The organism is Cellulomonas carbonis, assembly GCF_014636275.1.
GTDB classification, from domain to species: Bacteria; Actinomycetota; Actinomycetes; order Actinomycetales; family Cellulomonadaceae; genus Actinotalea; species Actinotalea carbonis.
Window position 1 is genome coordinate 906,819 of record NZ_BMEB01000001.1, and the last position, 18,883, is coordinate 925,701.

Annotated in this window: 20 protein-coding genes; all 20 read right to left on the minus strand. The window is 75.5% G+C overall.

Annotated elements, in window-relative coordinates:
- Positions 1-6 precede the first annotated feature (6 nt).
- Positions 7-936, minus strand: coding sequence for a tyrosine recombinase (locus IEV86_RS04165; RefSeq protein WP_043605026.1), 930 nt, complete (start codon positions 934-936; stop codon positions 7-9).
- 53 nt (positions 937-989) lie between these two features.
- A complete protein-coding gene (dprA, locus tag IEV86_RS04170; RefSeq protein ID WP_188484551.1) occupies positions 990-2,246 on the minus strand; it encodes a DNA-processing protein DprA in 1,257 nt (418 codons plus the stop codon).
- Positions 2,243-3,772, minus strand: a complete 1,530-nt coding sequence (locus IEV86_RS04175) for a YifB family Mg chelatase-like AAA ATPase (protein ID WP_043607890.1) — start codon at positions 3,770-3,772, stop codon at positions 2,243-2,245. Before IEV86_RS04175 ends, dprA begins: the two co-directional genes overlap by 4 nt.
- Positions 3,769-4,125, minus strand: coding sequence for a YraN family protein (locus IEV86_RS04180; protein ID WP_043607887.1), 357 nt, complete (start codon positions 4,123-4,125; stop codon positions 3,769-3,771). Before IEV86_RS04180 ends, IEV86_RS04175 begins: the two co-directional genes overlap by 4 nt.
- 111 nt (positions 4,126-4,236) lie before the next feature.
- A complete protein-coding gene (locus tag IEV86_RS04185) occupies positions 4,237-4,560 on the minus strand; it encodes a DUF2469 domain-containing protein (protein ID WP_043607885.1) in 324 nt (107 codons plus the stop codon).
- Positions 4,557-5,423 carry a ribonuclease HII gene (gene rnhB / locus IEV86_RS04190; RefSeq protein WP_229734462.1) on the minus strand — a complete coding sequence of 289 codons (867 nt, stop codon included), beginning with the start codon at positions 5,421-5,423 and terminating at the stop codon, positions 4,557-4,559. The genes IEV86_RS04185 and rnhB overlap by 4 nt, the downstream gene beginning before the upstream one ends.
- On the minus strand, positions 5,420-6,121 hold the full coding sequence (gene lepB / locus IEV86_RS04195) for a signal peptidase I (protein WP_052426354.1): 702 nt from the start codon (positions 6,119-6,121) through the stop codon (positions 5,420-5,422). Before lepB ends, rnhB begins: the two co-directional genes overlap by 4 nt.
- Before the next feature lie 199 nt (positions 6,122-6,320).
- Positions 6,321-6,680, minus strand: coding sequence for a 50S ribosomal protein L19 (gene rplS / locus IEV86_RS04200; RefSeq protein ID WP_043607883.1), 360 nt, complete (start codon positions 6,678-6,680; stop codon positions 6,321-6,323).
- Positions 6,681-6,871: 191 nt separating this feature from the next.
- Positions 6,872-7,756: a tRNA (guanosine(37)-N1)-methyltransferase TrmD gene (gene trmD, locus IEV86_RS04205; protein ID WP_081978823.1), complete on the minus strand. Its 885-nt coding sequence runs from the start codon at positions 7,754-7,756 to the stop codon at positions 6,872-6,874.
- Between the two features lies 1 nt (position 7,757).
- Positions 7,758-8,351: a ribosome maturation factor RimM gene (gene rimM / locus IEV86_RS04210; RefSeq protein WP_052426353.1), complete on the minus strand. Its 594-nt coding sequence runs from the start codon at positions 8,349-8,351 to the stop codon at positions 7,758-7,760.
- A 73-nt stretch (positions 8,352-8,424) separates the two neighbouring features.
- Entirely contained in the window at positions 8,425-8,664 is a 240-nt protein-coding gene (locus IEV86_RS04215) for an RNA-binding protein (protein WP_043607880.1), read from the minus strand.
- Positions 8,664-9,104: a 30S ribosomal protein S16 gene (rpsP, locus tag IEV86_RS04220; protein WP_043607878.1), complete on the minus strand. Its 441-nt coding sequence runs from the start codon at positions 9,102-9,104 to the stop codon at positions 8,664-8,666. Before rpsP ends, IEV86_RS04215 begins: the two co-directional genes overlap by 1 nt.
- Positions 9,105-9,343: 239 nt before the next feature.
- Complete coding sequence (locus tag IEV86_RS04225) at positions 9,344-10,720, minus strand: MFS transporter (RefSeq protein WP_052426355.1); 1,377 nt, start codon at positions 10,718-10,720, stop codon at positions 9,344-9,346.
- Between the two features lie 113 nt (positions 10,721-10,833).
- The gene (locus tag IEV86_RS04230; protein WP_052426352.1) at positions 10,834-11,988 is read right to left on the minus strand and encodes an amidohydrolase family protein; all 1,155 of its coding nucleotides are present in this window, start codon (positions 11,986-11,988) and stop codon (positions 10,834-10,836) included.
- Positions 11,985-13,592 carry a signal recognition particle protein gene (gene ffh / locus IEV86_RS04235; RefSeq protein WP_043607876.1) on the minus strand — a complete coding sequence of 536 codons (1,608 nt, stop codon included), beginning with the start codon at positions 13,590-13,592 and terminating at the stop codon, positions 11,985-11,987. Before ffh ends, IEV86_RS04230 begins: the two co-directional genes overlap by 4 nt.
- A 55-nt stretch (positions 13,593-13,647) precedes the next feature.
- Complete coding sequence (locus IEV86_RS04240) at positions 13,648-15,441, minus strand: [protein-PII] uridylyltransferase (RefSeq protein WP_052426351.1); 1,794 nt, start codon at positions 15,439-15,441, stop codon at positions 13,648-13,650.
- Between the two features lie 4 nt (positions 15,442-15,445).
- Positions 15,446-15,787, minus strand: a complete 342-nt coding sequence (locus tag IEV86_RS04245; RefSeq protein WP_043607893.1) for a P-II family nitrogen regulator — start codon at positions 15,785-15,787, stop codon at positions 15,446-15,448.
- Positions 15,787-17,148 (minus strand): ammonium transporter, encoded by a 1,362-nt coding sequence (locus tag IEV86_RS04250; protein WP_052426350.1) that lies wholly within the window; start codon positions 17,146-17,148, stop codon positions 15,787-15,789. The genes IEV86_RS04245 and IEV86_RS04250 overlap by 1 nt, the downstream gene beginning before the upstream one ends.
- A 154-nt stretch (positions 17,149-17,302) precedes the next feature.
- Positions 17,303-18,484: a signal recognition particle-docking protein FtsY gene (gene ftsY / locus IEV86_RS04255; protein WP_043607874.1), complete on the minus strand. Its 1,182-nt coding sequence runs from the start codon at positions 18,482-18,484 to the stop codon at positions 17,303-17,305.
- A gap of 31 nt (positions 18,485-18,515) precedes the next feature.
- The gene (locus tag IEV86_RS04260) at positions 18,516-18,851 is read right to left on the minus strand and encodes a hypothetical protein (RefSeq protein ID WP_043607872.1); all 336 of its coding nucleotides are present in this window, start codon (positions 18,849-18,851) and stop codon (positions 18,516-18,518) included.
- Positions 18,852-18,883: the final 32 nt, after the last annotated feature.

Sequence of the window (18,883 nt, forward strand, 5' to 3'; positions counted from 1 at the left end):
ACCCTCTCAGGCTCGGGGGTGCGCCTGCTCGTACGAGCGTCGCAGACGGTCGGGGGTCACGTGCGTGTAGCGCTGGGTCGTCGCGAGCGACGCGTGGCCGAGCATCTCCTGGACGGACCTGAGGTCGGAGCCTCCGTGCAGGAGGTGCGTCGCGGCGGTGTGCCGCAGACCGTGCGGCGCGAGGTCCTCGACGCCCGCGGCGCGCGCGAGCCGGTGGACCGCGGCTCGGACCTGGCGCTGGTCGACGCGGCCGCCGCGCAGCCCGAGCAGGAGCGCGGGGCCGGACGTGGCGGTCGCGTGCCGGGGACGCCCGTCGCGCAGGTACGCCCGGACGGCGCGAGCGGCGGGCAGGCCGAACGGGACGACGCGCTCCTTGGCACCCTTGCCCATGACCCGGACGAGCCGGTCGTCGAGGTCGACGTCGTCCACGTCGACACCCACGAGCTCGCCCACGCGGGCGCCGGTGCCGTAGAGGAGCTCGACGGCGGCCCAGTCCCGCAGCGCCACCGGGTCGCCGTCGGCGGCGAGGTCGCGCGCCGTCTCGACGAGCCGACGCGCCGGCTCGACCGCGAGCGCGACGGGCAGCGGTGCACCGGGATGGGCGGTCACCAGACGCGCGGCAGGATCGGCCGGGAGCATCCCCGACCGCGCGGCCCACGAGTAGAACGCGCGGACCGCCGCCCCGCGCCGCGCCACCGTCGCACGTGACAGGCCGGCCGCGACCATGGCGCCGAGCCAGGCACGCAGGACGGCGAGGTCGACCTCGGACCACGCGACACCGCGTCGTCGCGCGAAGGACAACGCGTGACGCACGTCGCCGTCGTAAGCCCGGACGGTGTGCTGGGACAGCCCGCGCTGGAGCGCCAGGTGGTCGAGGAAGCCGCGCACCGCGACCTCCTCGGTCGCACTCGTGGCCGCTCCGGCTCCCCCGTCCATGTCACCTACCGTGGCGTGTTCCGGCCGGAGTCACAAGGCGGGACACGCTCACTTCACCCGCTGCCCGGCCCGTCCGGGTTCGTCCGTGCCCGGTCTGGGCCGGTTCGCACCCGTCCGTCCCGCACCGTCCGGCGCCGCCACCGACCCTCGCTGCGCTCGGCGAGACCCGCGAGCTCCAGGCGCCCGAGCGCGGCCCGCACCTCCGCCAGCGCGAGCCCCGCGACGCGGGAGACCGACTCCTCCACCGCCCACGCCCGCACGGGCAGCGCGTCGAGGGTCCGCGCGTGCACCTCGTCGAGCGCGTCGACGGGTCTGCGCGCCGCGACCTCGGGTGCTGCGGGACGCAGGTCCGAGCCGGCCGGTGCGACGAGCTCGAGCACGTCCTCCACGCCCGTGACGCACGCGGCGACCCCTTCACGCATCAACCGGTGGCAGCCCGCCGAGGCGGACGAGGTGACCGGACCCGGGACCGCCCCGACCGGACGCAGCAGCGTCGCGGCCGTCCCCGCGGTGTTGAGCGCGCCCGACCGCCACGCCGCCTCGACGACCACCGTCACCGACCCACCGGCGGCGATCAGCCGGTTGCGCTGCAGGAACCTCGACCGGCTCGGGACGCTCCCCGGCGGGACCTCGCTGACGAGCGTCCCCCCCGACGCCACGACCTCCGCGAGGAGCCGCGCGTTGCCGGCCGGGTAGGGCCGGTCGACGCCCCCGGCGAGGACGACGACGGTCCGCCCACCGCACCGCAGCGTGGTGCGGTGCGCCACGGCGTCGATCCCGTAGGCGCCACCGGAGACCACAGGGCGACGCACGTCGACGAGGCCCGCCGTGAGCTCGGCGGTGACGCGCTCGCCGTACGCCGTGCAGGCCCGCGCCCCGATGACCGCCACCGAGCCGTCGAGCGCGGCTGCGAGGTCGCCGCCGCCGAGCGTCCACAGCGCGTGCGGTGCAGCCGCGGCGAGGTCGTCGAGGGCGGCCGGCCACCGCGGGTCACCGGGCACGACGACGTCCCCGCCGCGGCGACGGTGCGCGTCGAGGTCCCGGTCCGGGGCGAGGGTCTCCAGGCGCGGGGCCCAGCGCGTGACCGCCGTCGCGAGCCGTCGTGCGGCCGGCCCGCCGCCGGCGACGTCGGATGCGGCGCGCGCACAGCCCTGGGCGGCGTCGCGGACCCACGCGAGCGCGTCCCGCGCACCGAGCGCCGCGACGAGCGCCCCGGCGACCTCGTCGCCCGGCTCGGCCAGGCGGCTCCACGCCGCGCGCGCCACGAGCTCCGCCTCGGCGACGGCCGTGGGCGACCCCACCGCGCTCACGCGGCGACCTGCCCTCGGGTCCGCAGGAGGAGCGCCTGACCGACGTCGTCGCTCCCGGGGACGTCGCGCCCGGCGAGGTCGGCGAGGGTCCAGGCCACGCGGAGGACCCGGTCGACGCCACGCAGGCTGAGCCTGCCCTCGTCGAGGGCACGGTCGAGCACGTGGGTGGGCGCGCCGGGTCGTCCACGCAGCCACGACCCGGGCACCTCCGCGTTGGTCGTCCACGGCGTGCCCGCGAGCCGACGGCGAGCGCGGTCACGCGCGTGGGCGACGCGGTCGGCGACCACCGCCGAGCCCTCGGGGCTGCCCTGCGCGAGGCGGTCCGCACGGCTCAGCGGGTGCACCTCCACCTGGACGTCGACGCGGTCCAGGAGCGGGCCGGACAGCCGTGAGAAGTACCGTCGACGCGCGAGCGACGTGCACGTGCAGTCCAGACCCCGGCCGACGGAGAGCCCGCACGGGCACGGGTTGGCGGCGAGCACGAGCTGGAAGCGCGCGGGGTACCGGGCGCTCCCCGCAGCCCGGTGCAGCACGATCTCGCCCTGCTCGAGCGGCTGGCGGAGGGTCTCGAGGACGCGTGGCGAGAACTCCGGCGCCTCGTCGAGGAAGAGCACGCCGCGATGCGCGCGCGAGGCGGCGCCGGGGCGCGGGAGCCCGCTGCCGCCGCCGACGACCGCGGCCGGCGTCGCCGTGTGGTGCGGGTCCTCGTACGGCGGCCGTCGCAGCAGCCCGTCCCCCGGCCGGAACGTCCCGGACACGGAGTGGACGCCCGTCACCTCGACGGCGTCGCGCTCGTCGAGGTCCGGCAGCAGACCCGGCAGCCGTGCCGCGAGCATCGTCTTGCCCGTCCCGGGTGGTCCGACCATGAGCAGGTGGTGACCGCCCGCCGCGGCCACCTCGAGCGCCCACCGCGCCGAGGACTGGCCCACGACGTCGGCGAGGTCGGCCGTCGACGCAGCCGGGGCTCCGCGGTGCTCGACGAGCACCGGCTCGTCGTCGACCTCCGGGACGTCCGCGCCGTACCGGCGCAGGACCTCGCGGAGGCTGGTCGCCGCGACGACCTCCGCGCCGGGGACCAGCCGGGCCTCGTCGGCGTTCCCGATGGGGACGACGACGCGCGGGTGCCCGGCGGCGACCGCGGCGGCCACGGCGGGCAGCACGCCCCGCACCGGGCGCAGGCGCCCGTCCAGACCGAGCTCCCCCAGGTGCACCGCACCGTCGACCGCGCGCGGGTCGCACGCACCCGCCCCGGCGAGGGTCGCGACCGCGACCGCGAGGTCGAACGCCGCCCCGGCCTTGGGCAGCGCGGCGGGCGACAGGTTGACCGTGATGCGCCGCTGCGGCCAGCTCACGCCCGAGGACGTCACTGCCGCGCGCACGCGGTCCCGGGACTCCGCCAGGGACGCGTCCGGCAGCCCGACCAGCGTGAAGCCGGGCACCGACGCCGCGAGGTGCGCCTCGACCTCGACGACGTGCCCGGTGAGCCCCACGAGGCACACCGCGCGCGTGCGCCCCAGACCGGTCACAGCACGCCTCGCAGGTGCTCGACGTGCGCCGCACCGCGCCGCGCGGTCCGGACCGCGACCACGTCGATCCGCACGCCCCGCGGTCGCACGTCGTGCGCGTCGAGCCACTCGGCGGCGAGACGGCGCAGGCGCGCGAGCTTGACCGGCGTCACCGCCTCGGCGGGATGACCGAACCCGTCGCCGCTCCGGGTCTTGACCTCCACCACGACGAGCTCCTCGCCGTCGAGGGCGACGATGTCGATCTCCCCGGCCCGGCCGCGCCAGTTCCGGTCGAGCACCTCCCAGCCGGCCCGTCCCAGGTGCGCCGCAGCGACGCCCTCCCCGTACCTGCCCACCGCGTCCTTCGCGCGCATGCGACCACCTCCGGTCACACCGTGGGGCGCGGGGACCGGGGCCGAGCGCACGGGCCACCTCGTCCCGTGGACGGCGCACGCGGCGCCGACCTGGGGACGACGCCCGTCGCGTCAGCGGCGGAAGCCGCCGCCGTCCGGCAGGTCGAGGTCCGCCTTGGCGAGCTCCTCGACGTTGACGTCCTTGAAGGTGACGACGCGGACGGACTTGACGAACCGCGCCGAGCGGTAGACGTCCCACACCCAGGCGTCGCCGAGCGTGAGCTCGAAGTACACCTCGCCGGCGGCGGAGCGGACCTGGAGGTCGACCTGGTTGGCGAGGTAGAAGCGGCGCTCCGTCTCGACGACGTAGGCGAACAGGTTCACGACGTCCCGGTACTCGCGGTAGAGCGCGAGCTCCATGTCCGTCTCGTAGTTCTCGAGGTCCTCGGCGCTCACGCGTCCATCATGACCCATCCGGGAGGCGCGTCCGACGCGCCGGACGGCTCGTCCCCCGGACGGACGCCCGCTCCGTCCGCGGTCCCGGGCTCGTGCTCCGCCTCGACAGCGACCACCGTCCCGGTCCGCGTGGCGCGGGCGCCGGTCGCGTCGGCGTCCTCGCGCGCCTCGGCGCACCCTGCGCCGACCTCGCCGGTGACCGGCAGCCGCCAGCTGCGTCGGTGCTCGGGGCACGGGCCGAGGCGCCGCAGCGCCTCGACGTGCTCCGGGGCGCCGTAGCCCTTGTTGCCGCCCCACCCGTACTCGGGGTGCGCCGCGTCGAGCGCAACCATGAGGTCGTCCCGCTCGCACTTGGCGAGCACGCTCGCGGCGGCGACCGACGCGCAGCGCTGGTCCGCCTTGACGCGCGTCCGCACGGCGAAGCCGACCTCGGGGACCTCGACGAACAGGTCGGGCTGCAGGGGCGGGCTCAGCCAGTCGTGCGAGCCGTCGAGCAGCACGACGTCGGGGGCGACGCCGAGCGCGGCGAGCGCGCGGCCGCCCGCGAGCCGGAGCGCCGCGACGATGCCCACCTCGTCGATCTCGGCCGGGCTCGCGTGGCCCACGGCCCGCGCGAGGCCCCACCGGCCGAGGGCGGGCAGGAGCCGACGTCGGGCGCCGGGCGTCAGCAGCTTGGAGTCGGCGACGCCGGACGGGCACGTCCGGGTCGTCAGGTCGACCGCGACCGCGCCGACGCTGACGGGGCCCGCTAGCGCACCCCGCCCGACCTCGTCCATGCCGACCACCACACGCGCCCCCGAGCGCAGCAACGCGCGCTCGTGCCGCAGGTCCGGTCGCGGACGCCGTGCGGGCGGCGTGGTCACGGGACGTCCTCGAAGGTCGACCCCGGGTTGCGGAGCACCTGCCACCGGTCCACCGGCCAGACCGTCACGAACGCGACCCCGACGAGGTTGTCCGCGGGGATGCTCCCGCCCCCGGGGTTCCCCTGCTTGTAGCGCGAGTCCTGCGAGTGCTGGCGGTTGTCCCCCATGACCCACAGGTGACCCTCGGGCACGGTCGTCGTGAACTCGAGCTCGCTCGGCTGCGCCCCGGGTGCGAGGTACGGCTCGTCGAGCGGGACGCCGTTGACGCTCACGCGCCCCTGCTCGTCGCAGCACTCCACGGTGTCGCCCTCGAGGCCGATCACGCGCTTGATGAGGTGCTCGCCGGAGTCCTGCGGAAGCAGCCCGACGTACGTCAGGACGTCCGTCGCGACCCTCCGCCACGGCGCGACGGGCGTCTCGGGCTCGTCGGGGAGCCACCCACCCGGGTCCTTGAAGACGACGACGTCGCCGCGGCTCACGTCCAGCGGTCCCGGGGCGAGCTTCGACACCAGCACGCGGTCGCCCACGAGGAGCGTCTCCTCCATCGAGCCGCTCGGGATGAAGAAGGCCTGCACCAGGAAGGTCTTGATGACGAGCGAGAGCACGAGGGCGCTCACCACGATGATCGCCGTCTCGCGCAGCCACGCAGCGAGCCCCCCGTGGTGGTGCGGCTCCTCGGGTCCGGCCACGCTCGTCATGCCGTCCTCCTGGGCTTCCGCGTGGGAGAGGGGTCGGTCGGCGGCACCACGGGACGTCACCGTCCCCACTGTGCCATGTCTCCCCCACCCCGTCGGCATCCGGCCGACGCCGCGCGTCCTCCTGCGTGCCTGCGCCCCCACGGACGCCGACGGGCGGCCACCCGAAGGGGTGACCGCCCGTCGCGAGTCGCAGCCGACGTCAGCGGGCCGCCGGCGTCTCGCGCTTCTCCTTGATCTTGGCCTTCTTGCCGCGGAGCGCGCGCAGGTAGTACAGCTTCGCGCGACGGACGTCACCGCGCGTGACGACCTCGATCGAGTCGAGCGTCGGCGAGTGCACGGGGAACGTGCGCTCGACACCCACACCGAAGCTGATCTTCCGGACCGTGAAGGTCTCGCGGATGCCGCCGCCGTGACGGCCGATGACGACGCCCTGGAACGCCTGGATGCGCGAGCGGTTGCCCTCGACGACCTTGACGTTGACCTTGACGGTGTCGCCCGGACGGAACGACGGGATGTCGGAGCGCAGCTGTGCCGCGTCCACCGAGTCCAGCGTGTGCATGTCAGTCACTTCCCCGCCCTGCCACAGGTCAGGCGCGTCATCATGGGCAGCCGTGCTGCCGTGAACGGATCGGAGTCGTGCGCGCCACCGGCCCTGAGGGCCGACCGGACCGCCTCCCCTGTGGCAGAGACGCGGGGGCGCACACCGACGGGCCATTCTGCCACAGCGCGATCGTGGCCGACGACAGCGCCTCACTCGGGCGTGAGTGCCCCCGACCCGCCCGCGTCGCGCTCGTCGCTGCCCGCGCCGGCCGGGTGCGGCCCGTCCGGGCCGACCTCCCACGCGCACCCCGCGAGGATCTCCCGGTCGTGCCGGTCCAGGGTTGCCGGGTCGAGCGCCGCCGCGAGGTCGGGCCGGCGCTGCACCGTGCGCTCGAGCGCCCGGTCGCGTCGCCACCGGGCGATCCGCGCGTGGTGCCCGGAGAGGAGGACCTCGGGCGCCTCGTGCCCCCGCCACACCGGGGGACGCGTGTAGACGGGGTACTCGAGCAGGCCCGCGACCCCGTGCGACTCCTCGACGAGGGACTCGGGGTTCCCCACGACCCCCGGGAGCAGCCGTGCGACCGCCTCGACGACGACGAGCGCGGCGACCTCTCCCCCGTTCAGCACGTAGTCGCCCAGCGACAGCTCCGTCACCCGCACCCCGCGTCCGCGGTAGTGCTCGGCGACGCGTGCGTCGATCCCCTCGTAGCGACCGCAAGCGAAGGCCAGCCGAGGGACGCCCGCGAGGCGCTCCGCCGTGCGCTGCGTGAACCGCTCGCCCGACGGCGTGGGGACCAGCAGCTCGACGCCACTGGGCTCGTGGTCGGGCTCGTGGTCGGGCCCGCGCCCGGGCTCGCCGCCGTCACCCAGCCCGAGCACCTCGTCCAGCGCCTCGCCCCACACGTCGGGGCGCATGACCATCCCCGCGCCGCCGCCGAGGGGCGTGTCGTCGACGGTGCGGTGCCGGTCGGTCGCCCAGCGCCGCAGGTCGTGGACGCGCAGGTCCAGGAGCCCGGCGGTCCTGGCCTTGCCGACGAGCGAGAGGTCGAGCGGGGCCAGGTACTCCGGGAAGATCGTCAGGACGTCGATGCGCACGTCAGCCCTCGCGCGGCTCGTCCGGTCCGCCGCGCGCGCGCCGCCCGCCCGCCCCGTCGTCCGGCGCGGCGTCGCCGTCCTCGTCCTCGACGGGGTCCGAGGCGAGCAGCCCGCGCGGCGCGTCGAGCACGACGCGTCCACCCGGGACGTCCACGACCGGGACGATCGCGCGGACGAACGGGACGAGCGTCCGCGTCCCGTCGGGCTCGCGCACGACGAGCGCGTCCTGCGCGGGCAGGTGCTCGAGCCCGACGACCTCGCCGACGACCTCGCCGTCGGTCCGCTCGGCGCGCAGGCCCACGAGCTCGTGCGGGTACCAGGCGTCCTCCTCGTCGGAGGCCTCGGCCTCGACGACGAGCTCGACGCCCCGCAGCGACTCGGCGGTCGTGCGGTCGGGGACCTCGGCGAACGTCACGAGGAGGCGGCCGTTCTGGTCCCGCGTCCGCGCGACGGTCAGCGGCCCCGCGGCGGACGGGACGGTCCGGAGCACGGCGCCCAGGGCGAAGCGCTCGTCGGGGACGTCGGTGCGCAGGTCAAGCGCCACCTCCCCGCGCAGGCCGTGCGCACGGCCGATGGTCGCGACGGTCAGCTGCATGCGGCTCCCTCTCTCACGGCCGAGGCCCGGTCCCCGTGCGGGGACCGGGCCTCGTCCGACCTCGTGCTCTCGGTCAGCGGCGGTCGACGTCGACGACGTCGACGCGCACGCCGCCCTGCGGCGCGAGCGCGTTCACGACGGTGCGCAGCGCTCGCGCGGTCCGGCCGTTGCGGCCGATCACCCGGCCGAGGTCCGTCGGGTGCACCCGGACCTCGAGGAGCTCCCCACGACGCAGCGACCGCGCGCTCACCCGGACGTCGTCCGGGTGGTCGACGATGCCGCGCACGAGGTGCTCCAGGGCGTCGGCGAGCATCAGGCCTGCTCCTCCGCGGCGGCGTCGGCGGGCGCCTCGGCCTCGGCAGCAGGCTCGGCGGCCTTCTTCTCGGCGGCCTTGGCCTTCGCCTTCTCGGCGGCGTCGGCGGCGGCGGCGACGGCGGCCGCTGCCGAGTCGTCACCGGGACGCTCCTTGACCTTCAGGGTGCCCTCGGCGCCCGGGAGACCCTTGAAGGTCTGCCAGTCGCCGGTGACCTTGAGGATCGCCGCGACCTGCTCGGTCGGCTGGGCGCCGACGCTGAGCCAGTACTGCGCGCGCTCGCGGTTCACCTCGATGAACGACGGCTCCTCGGTGGGGTGGTACTTGCCGATCTCCTCGATCACGCGACCGTCGCGCTTGGTGCGCGAGTCGGCGACGACGATGCGGTAGTACGGCGCCCGGATCTTGCCGAGACGCTTCAGACGGATCTTGACGGCCACAGTGGTGGTCTCTCCTGGTTTCTGCGTGGGAGGCCCGGCGCGCCGACCCGTGGGGTTAGGCGGTGCGCGGAGCCGGAGGACACGACGTCGGGCGGGTAGAGGGTCCGCCCGGGCCGGGTACAGCGGGCCATTCTGCCAGACCCCGACCCGTGCTCGCACCCGGCGGACGGGCGCGGGCACGCGTCGGGCGTGCGGGGTCGCCGACGGTGGCCCGCCCGGCCACGCGGCGCGACCCCGCCTCAGGCGTCGAGCACGCGACCGCGCAGCTCGGGCAGGGCGAGCGCGCAGCCGGCCGCGAGCACGAACGCCACCGCGAAGACGCCGAAGACCGTGGCCGTGCCGCCCAGCACGAGCAGCGGCGGGACGCTGAGGGGTGCGGCGATGGAGGCGACCCGGCCGAAGCCCGCGGCCCACCCCGCACCCGTCGCCCGCAGCGCCGTCGGGTAGATCTCGGGTGTGACGGCGTACAGCGCGCCCCACGCGCCGAGGTTGAAGAACGACAGCAGCATGCCTGCCGCGACGACGCCCGCCGGCGTGCCCGCGGTGCCCAAGAGGACCGCCGCGACCGCCGAGCCGACGAGGAAGGACGCGAGGGTCGGTCGACGCCCCCAGCGCTCGACGAGCACGGCGGCCGCGGCGTACCCCGGCAGCTGCGCGAGCGTGATGACGAGCGTGTACCCGAACGACTGCACGAGGGTGTAGCCGTCGGCCACGAGGAGCGACGGGAGCCACGTGAAGGCGCCGTAGTACGAGAAGTTGACGAAGAACCAGACCCCCCAGGCCCCCGCGGTCCGGCGCCGCAGCCCGGGGGTCCACAGCGCGGAGGGTCCGCCCGCGGTGCGGTGCGACGTCCCCTCCGGAGGGCCCGCGGCACGGGGCGACGCCGGCGTCACCGTCGCGCGCGGTGCGGGCACGCCGGCCGCCTCCTCGAACGAGCGGACCACCCGCTCGGCCTCGGCCGTGCGTCCGCGGGCGACGAGGAAGCGGACCGACTCCGGGAGCCCGCGGCGCACGACGATCGCGTACGCGGCGGGCGCCGCACCGATGACGAGGGCCCACCGCCACCCGTCGTCACCCGAGGGCACGACGAGGTACCCGATGAGGGCCGCGAGCATCCAGCCGATTGCCCAGAACGCCTCGAGCACGACGACGACGCGGCCGCGGATGCGTGCCGGCGCGAACTCGCTGACGAGCGTCGACGCGACCGGCAGCTCCGCCCCGAGGCCGAGGCCGACCACGAAGCGCAGCGCCATGAGTGCGGCGACCGACGTCGCGAGCGCGGCGGCACCCGTCGCGAGCCCGTAGACGAGCAGCGTGAGCGCGAAGACCTGGCGGCGTCCGACGCGGTCCGCGAGCAGCCCACCGACGCTCGCGCCGAGCGCCATGCCGAGGAAGCCCACCGACGCGATCCACGACATCTGGGTCGGGCTGAGCTCCCACTGCACCCGCAGCGCCGCGATCACGAACGCGATGAGCCCGACGTCCATCGCGTCGAGCGCCCAGCCGACACCCGACCCGACGACGAGCCGGCCGTGCCGACGCGTGAAGGGCAGCCGGTCGAGACGGTCTGTGAGCGACGCGCCCCCGCCCGGCGGAGGGGACCCGGTGGGCTGCACGCCGTCGGCGCGCTCGAGGTCGTCGTGCACGCGCCCAGTGTGTCGGAGCCCGGTCGCACGTGCCTCCGCGCAGCGGGCGCGACCCGGGCTGCGACCTGCGACGGACCGCACCGTCAGGCGGTCGCAGCCCCCGCGGGCGCGACGACGCGGCCGCGCAGGACGACGGCGCGCGGGGCACGCAGCACACCGATGTCCGACCGCGGGTCCGCCGGGTAGACCACGAGGTCGGCCGGCGCACCCTCGCCCAGGCACGCGGCGCCGAGGAACCGGCGCGCGCGCCACGAGGCCGACGCGACGACGTCGGCCGCGGGGACGCCCGCGAGCACCATCTCGTGGGCCTCGTCCGCGAGCCGCCCGTGCGCGATCGTGCCGCCCGCATCCGATCCGAGCAGCAGCAGGACGCCGGCGTCGTGCAGGTCCCGGACGTGCTCGTAGCGGCGTGCGTGCATGCGTCGCATCCGCTCGGCGAACCGCGGGAAGCGGTCGCCCGCCTGCTGCGCGAAGCCCTCGAAGTTCGCGACCTGGACCAGCGTCGGGACGACCGGCACGCCGCGGGCGGCGACCTCGTCGACGAGGTCGGGCGTGAGCCCGGTGCCGTGCTCGAGGCAGTCGACGCCCGCGGCGAGGAGCCCGGGGAGCGCCTCCGTCGAGAAGGTGTGCGCCGTGACGCGGGCGCCCGCGTCGTGGGCCGCCGCGACCGCGTCCGCGAGCACGTCGTCGGGCCACAGCGGCGTGAGGTCCGCGTCGGGGCCGAGGTCCCGGTCGATCCAGTCCGCGACGACCTTGACCCAGCCGTCCCCGCGTGCGGCCTCCTCGGCGACTGCGGACGGCAGCTGCGCGACGTCGTCGAGCTCGCGGCCGTAGTGGCGCAGGTAGCGCCGGGGCCGGGCCAGGTGCCGCCCCGCGCGGATCACGCGCGGGAGGTCCGGGCGCGCGTCCACCCAGCGCGTGTCGCTCGGCGAGCCGGCGTCGCGCACGAGCAGCGTCCCCGCGTCGCGGTCGGTGCGCGCCTGCTGCTCGGCGGTCGCCTCGTCGACCGGACCGTCCGGACCCAGCCCGATGTGGCAGTGCACGTCCACGAGCCCGGGCACGGCCCAGCCCTCGAGCACGCCGACGTCCGCCGACCGCCGTCCACGCGGCGGCGCGAGCGTCACGCGACCGTCGACGACCCAGAGCCGATCGGTCTCCTGGTCCTCGTCGAGGAGGACCCGGCCGCGCACCTCGAGGACCGGGGGGACCGGCGGACCGGCGGGAGCGGCGTCGCTCATCGGCCCAGGTACTTCTCCAGGCCGGGCGGGAGCTCGAGCGAGCCCGGGTCGGCGCCCGCGGGCGGCTGCTGCGGGATCCCGAAGGCCGAACCGGCCGGACCCGACCGCGGAGCGGCCGACCGGGACGCGGCAGCGCGCTCCTGCTCGGCACGCTTCGCGGGGTTGCCCGAGCGGCCCTTGGCCTTCTTGGGCTGGGGCGCCATCTTGCCGCGGGACTTCTTGCCGCCCATCCCCGGGAGCCGCCCCATGCCGCCGACGCCGGGCATCCCTCCGCCGCGCGCCATCTGCTTCATCATCTGCTGCGCGCCCGCGAACCGCTCGAGGAGCTGGTTGACGTCGGTGGTCGTCGTCCCCGACCCCTTGGCGATGCGCGCCCGGCGCGACCCGTTGATGATCTTCGGGTTGTTCCGCTCACCCGGCGTCATGGAGCGGATGATCGCCTCGATGCGGTCGACCTCGCGCTCGTCGAAGTTCTCGATGGCCTCGCGCATCTGGCCCATGCCGGGGAGCATCCCGAGCATCTTCTTCATCGAGCCCATCTGGCGCAGGCCCTGCATCTGGACGAGGAAGTCCTCGAGCGTGAAGTCCTCGCCGCTGACGAGCTTGCCGGCCATCGCCTCGGCCTGGTCGGCGTCGAACGCCTTCTCGGCCTGCTCGATGAGCGACAGCACGTCGCCCATGTCGAGGATGCGCCCCGCCATGCGGTCCGGGTGGAAGACCTCGAAGTCGGTGAGCTTCTCACCCGTCGACGCGAAGAGGATCGGCCGACCCGTCACGGACGCCACCGAGAGGGCCGCGCCGCCGCGTGCGTCGCCGTCGAGCTTGGACAGCACGACGCCCGTGAACCCGACGCCGTCGGCGAACGCCTGCGCGGTGGTTACCGCGTCCTGACCGATCATCGCGTCGATCACGAACAGGATCTCGTCCGGCTGGACGGCGTCCCGGATGTCCGCGGCCTGCTGCATCATCTCGGCGTCGACGCCGAGGCGACCCGCCGTGTCGACGATCACGACGTCGTGCTGGCGCGAGCGCGCGGTGGCGACGCCGTCGCGCGCGACCGCGACCGGGTCACCGGCCGACGCGCCGGGGAGGTGCTCGGCGCCCTCCTGCGCGCCCGGGTGCGGCGCGAACACGGGGACACCGGCGCGCTCGCCCACGACCTGGAGCTGGGTCACCGCGTTCGGCCGCTGGAGGTCGGCGGCGACGAGGAGCGGCGTGTGCCCCTTCTCGCGCAGGTGCTGCGCGAGCTTGCCCGCGAGCGTCGTCTTGCCGGCGCCCTGCAGGCCCGCGAGCAGGATCACCGTGGGCGGGGTCTTGGCGAACCGCAGCGGACGCTGGTCCCCGCCGAGCACCGAGACGAGCTCGTCGTTGACGATCTTGACGACCTGCTGGGCGGGGTTGAGCGCGCCCGAGACCTCAGCCGACAGCGCCCGCTCGCGCACCTTGCCCGTGAACTCACGGACGACGGTCACGGCGACGTCGGCGTCGAGCAGTGCCCGGCGGATCTCGCGCACCGTGGCGTCGATGTCCGCCTCGGACAGCCGGCCCTTGCTGCGCAGGTTCTTGAAGGTCGACGTCAGACGGTCGGACAGCGTGGCGAACACAGGACCTCACCGGTGGTAGGACGCGGGCCGTCCCAGGGTACCCGCCGCACGCACGTCAGCCCTCGGTGCGCAGCGCCGCGAGGGCCCGCCCGGTCAGGTCGTCGACGAGCCGGGCACGCCACGGCGACCACGTCGTCGGCCCCGCGGCCGACGCGTCGGCCTCGGTGAGGGCCCTGAGCAGGCGCAGGACCTCCACCCGCCCGTCCACCGCGTCGCACAGCCGCGCGACCGTCGCCGGGTCGTCGGGGTCCTCGGTCGTGGCGAGCGTCGCGAGCGTCAGGTGGTGCAGCACGAGCCGGGTGACGTCGGCGGTGTCCCGCGGGGCCAGCCCGATCCGCTCGCCGATCGCCGGCACGAGCCGCGCGCCCGCCACGCTGTGGTCCTCGGCACCGCGCCGCTTGCCGATGTCGTGCAGCAGCGCGGCGAGGAGCAGGACGTCCGGGCGCTCGACCGAGCGCCGCGACCGTGCCGCGCGCGCCGCCGTCTCGACGAGGTGACGGTCCACGGTGTGCCGGTGGACCGGGGACCGCTGGGGGCGGTTGCGCACGCCCGCCCACTCGGGGATCCACCGCGTCACGACTCCAGCCAGGTCGAGCGTCTCCCACACCGGTACCTGCGCGGGTCCGGTCGACAGCAGCTGGAGCAGGTACGCGCGGGCCGTGGCCGACCACGGCTCGCGCAGGTCGGGCGTGCGCGCGAGGCTCGCGACCGTCACCGGCGACAGAGGGACCGCGAGCCGGGCGGATGTCGCCGCCGCGCGCAGCGCGAGCTCGGCGTCGTCCTCGGGACGCGTCCCGGCGGCCAGCACGAGCTCGCCGTCGTGCTCGACGAGGCCCTGGCCGACCGACCGCAGGCGCGGCGCGACGCGACGGCCGCGCACGACGACGGGGCGCCGGGTCGACGGCCTGGCCAGTGCCTGGCGCGCGTGCCGGATCGTCGTGTCGAGCGCGTGCGACACCGTGCGGCCGGCCTCCGCGAGGCCCGCGAGGAGGTCGTCCGGGTCGTCCGCGCCGACGAGCTGGGCGACCTCGTCCTGGTCCGCGCGCAGCAGGCGGTTCGTCGATCGGCGCGTCACGACGTGGACGGCGTCCCGCACGTCGAGGAGGTGCTCGTAGGCGACGTCGAGCCCGCCGTGCGGCCGGTCGGTGAGCCAGGTCGCCGCGAGCGCGAAGACCACGACCGCGTCGCGGATGCCGCCACGGGCCTCCTTGAGGTCGGGCTCGACGAGGTAGGCCAGCTCCCCGGTCCGCTCGGCGCGCACGCGCGTGCCCGCGATGAGCTCGGGCAGTCGACGCCGCGCGGCGCTGCGCCAGTCCGTCAGCAGGGCCGAGCGCGCCTTGAGGACGACGGCGGGGTCCCCCGCGACGTGGCGCAGGTCGAGCAGGCCCACGGCCGCGGGGAGGTCGGCGGTCGCGACCTGGCGGCACTGGGCGAGCGTGCGCACCGAGTGGTCGAGGTCGAGACCCGCGTCCCACACCGGGTACCAGAGCCGCTCGGCGAGCGCCGCCACGACGTCCGGGGCGTGGGTGCGGCCGTCGTGGACGAGCAGCAGGTCCAGGTCGCTCGCAGGCGACGCGTCGCGCCTGCCGAGGCTGCCGACCGCGCCGAGCGCGATCCCGTCGGTCGTCGGCAGCAGGTCCGACACGTCGTCCCACAGCTCGGAGAGACGTCCCGTCGTCAGGTCGGCGACCGCGCGTCGCCGCGCGGCCCCGCTCGAGCCCGGTCCGGTGAGCCGGCGGGCCAGGTCGAGCCGGTCAGCGCGGAGGCCCCACACCCCCACCGGGGGGCGTGGGGCCTCCTGCGCAGGTCCTGCTGCCGGCCCGACCGCGTCGTCGTGCGGTCGCGTCATCTCGTCAGAGGGCCTCGTCGCCGTGCTCACCGGTGCGCACGCGGGCGACGTCCTCGACCGGGACCACCCACACCTTGCCGTCACCGATCTTGCCCGTCTGCGCCGCGTTGACGATCACCTTGGTGACGCTCACCGCGTCGTCGTCGGCCACCAGGACCTCGAGACGGACCTTGGGGACCAGGTCGACGGTGTACTCGGCGCCCCGGTAGACCTCGGTGTGGCCGCGCTGACGGCCGTAGCCGCTCGCCTCGCTCACGGTCATGCCCCGGATCCCGAACGCCTCGAGCGCGGACTTCACGTCGTCGAGCCGGTGGGGCTGGATCACTGCGGTGACGAGCTTGGTCATCACTTCACCTCCGTGGTGGGACGAGCGGCGGGAGCTGCTGCGGTGAGCGCCGTGCGGCCCTCTCCCGAGAAGCGTCCACCGCCCAGGGTCTCGTACGCGGCCTCGCCGTGGACGGCGAGGTCGAGCCCGCCGAGCTCGGCCTCGTCGCTCGCCCGCAGCCCGATCGTGGCCTTGATCGCGATCGCGATCACGGCGGTGACCGCCGCGCTGAAGACCATCGCGACGACGGCGACGACCACCTGCGTCGCGAGCTGCGTCACCCCGCCGCCGTAGAAGAGGCCGTTGAGCGCACCGTCCGGGTACCACGTGCCGTTGACGCCGTCACCGACGTTGGCGAAGAGACCGATGAGGACCGTGCCGACCAGACCGCCGACGAGGTGGACGCCGACCACGTCGAGCGAGTCGTCGTAGCCGAAGCGGTACTTCAGACCGACCGCGAGCGCGCAGAGCACACCGGCGACCGCGCCGATCCCGAGGGCGCCGAACGTGTCGACGGCCGCGGCGGCGGGGGTGATCGCGACGAGACCTGCCACGACGCCCGACGCGGCACCGAGGGACGTGGCGTGACCGTCACGGACCTTCTCGGTGAGGAGCCACGTGAGCATCGCGACGCCCGTCGCGACGAGCGTGTTGACCCAGGCCCGGCCGGCCGTGCCGTCGGCCGCGAACTCCGAGCCCGCGTTGAAGCCGAACCAGCCGAACCACAGCAGCGCCGCGCCGAGCATGACGAACGGCAGGTTGTGGGGCCGCATGGGCTCCTTGCCGAAGCCGCGGCGCTTGCCGATGACGAGCGCGAGGACGAGACCCGCGACACCCGCGTTGATGTGGACGACAGTGCCGCCCGCGAAGTCGATGGGGGTCGACAGTCCGGACGTGATGCCGTCGGCGCCGAGCAGGCCGCCGCCCCAGACCATGTGGGCCATCGGGACGTAGACCAGCGTGACCCAGACGGCCGTGAAGACCATCCACGAGCCGAACTTGGTGCGGTCGGCGACCGCACCGGAGATGAGGGCGACCGTGATGATCGCGAACGTGGCCTGGAAGGCCACGGCGACGAGGGCGGGGACGCCCGCCGCCGCCATGAGGCTCTGCTCGTCCGTGATCGTGCTGACCCCGAAGTACTCGAGGGGGTTGCCGATGATGCCGCCGATGTCCGAGCCGAAGGTGCCCGAGTAGCCCCAGAGGACCCAGATGACGCTGACGACGCCCATCGCGCCGAAGCTCATCATCATCATGTTGAGGACCGACTTGCCGCGCACCATGCCGCCGTAGAAGAACGCCAGTCCCGGCGTCATGAGCAGCACGAGCGCAGACGCCGTCAGGATCCACGCTGTGTTTCCGGTGTCCAGCGAGAACTCCATGTGACCGCCTCTCCGTCGCACCAGCCGGGGGTGGCTGGTCGCGGGTCAACTGTCGTGGCTCGCTGTTTCCCCCGACGCGCCGCGGTGTTACGCCGCGGTGACGGAGCGTCCCGCGAGGTGAACGTTGCGTTTCGCGGGTCGGACGGAGGGACCCTCAGCCCTGCAGGAGGCCGTCGACGAAGGCCTCGGGCTCGAACGGCGCGAGGTCGTCCGGACCCTCGCCCAGGCCCACCAGCTTCACGGGCACGCCGAGCTCGCGCTGCACCGCGACGACGATGCCGCCCTTGGCCGTCCCGTCGAGCTTGGTCAGGACGATGCCCGTGACGCCCGCGACCTCGCCGAACACGCGCGCCTGGTTGAGGCCGTTCTGCCCCGTCGTCGCGTCGAGCACGAGGAGCACCTCGGCCACCGGCGCACGGCGTGAGAGCACGCGCGTGATCTTGCCGAGCTCGTCCATGAGCCCGGCCTTGTTCTGCAGCCGGCCCGCGGTGTCGACGAGCACGACGTCGGCACCCTCGGCGGACCCCCTGCTCACGGCGTCGAACGCGACGGCGGCGGGGTCGGCGCCGTCGCGGTCCGAGCGCACGGTCGGGACGCCCACGCGGGCGCCCCAGGTCTGGAGCTGGTCGGCCGCCGCGGCGCGGAAGGTGTCCGCCGCACCGAGCACCACGGTGCGGCCCTCGGCCACGAGCACGCGCGCGAGCTTGCCCACGGTGGTGGTCTTGCCGGTCCCGTTGACGCCGACGACGAGGACGACGGCCGGGTGCGGCGACCCGTCGTCGGCCACCCCGGGGGTCGTCGCGAGCGAGCGGTCGAGCGACGGGTCGACGAGCTCGAGGAGCTGCTCGCGCAGGAGTGCGCGGACCGCCGCCGGCTCGCGCACGCCCAGCACGCGGACGCGCTCGCGCAGGCGGTCGACGAGCTCGGTGGTCGGCCCGGCGCCCACGTCGGCGAGGAGGAGCGTCTCCTCGATCTCGTCCCAGTCGTCCTCGGTCAGGTGGTCGCGCGACAGCACCGCGAGCAGGCGCGTGCCGAGCGGCGAACCCGAGCGGGCGAGCCGCTCGCGGAGGCGGACGAGGCGCCCGGCGACGGGCTCCGGCGCCTCGACCGCGGGCACCTCGAGGGCTGGCTCCTCGACGCGTTCGTCGACCGCGACGCCGGGCGGCGTGCCGTCGGTCGTCGGGACCGCGCTGCCGTCGACGGCGTCGGTCGTCGGGACGGCGGGCGGCCCGTCGCTGCGGCCCCGACGGCGCAGGCGCGCGCCGGCGTAGGCCGCTGCGCCGCCGACGAGCAGCGCGGGGATGCCGAAGACGAGGACGTCGAGGAAGTCGTTCACGCGTGCAGTCTCTCAGGAGGTGTGCGGAGGGTCAGCGGCGCGCACGGTGCGCGACGCCCGAGACGCGGCCGACGACGGCCGAGCCCGCGCGCTGCAGCGCGTCGGCGAGCTCGTCGGCGTCCACGTAGCCCTGGGGGTCGGGCCGACCCACGGCGAAGATCGCGTCGACGGACAGCTCGTCCTCGTCGTCGTCGTCGCGGGGGGTGGTCGCCGGGCCGACGTCGCGTCGCTCGCGGAGGGCGGCGCGCACCTCGGCGAGCTGACGTCGCACGCCGTCGGGGCCACCCGCGGACACGAGGGCGCTGAGCGCCACCACACCGACCGACACGGCGAGCGCGAGAGCGAGGGTCAGCAGCACAGGTCCCATGACTTCGGAGTATCGCCCGCCCGTGGCCCCGG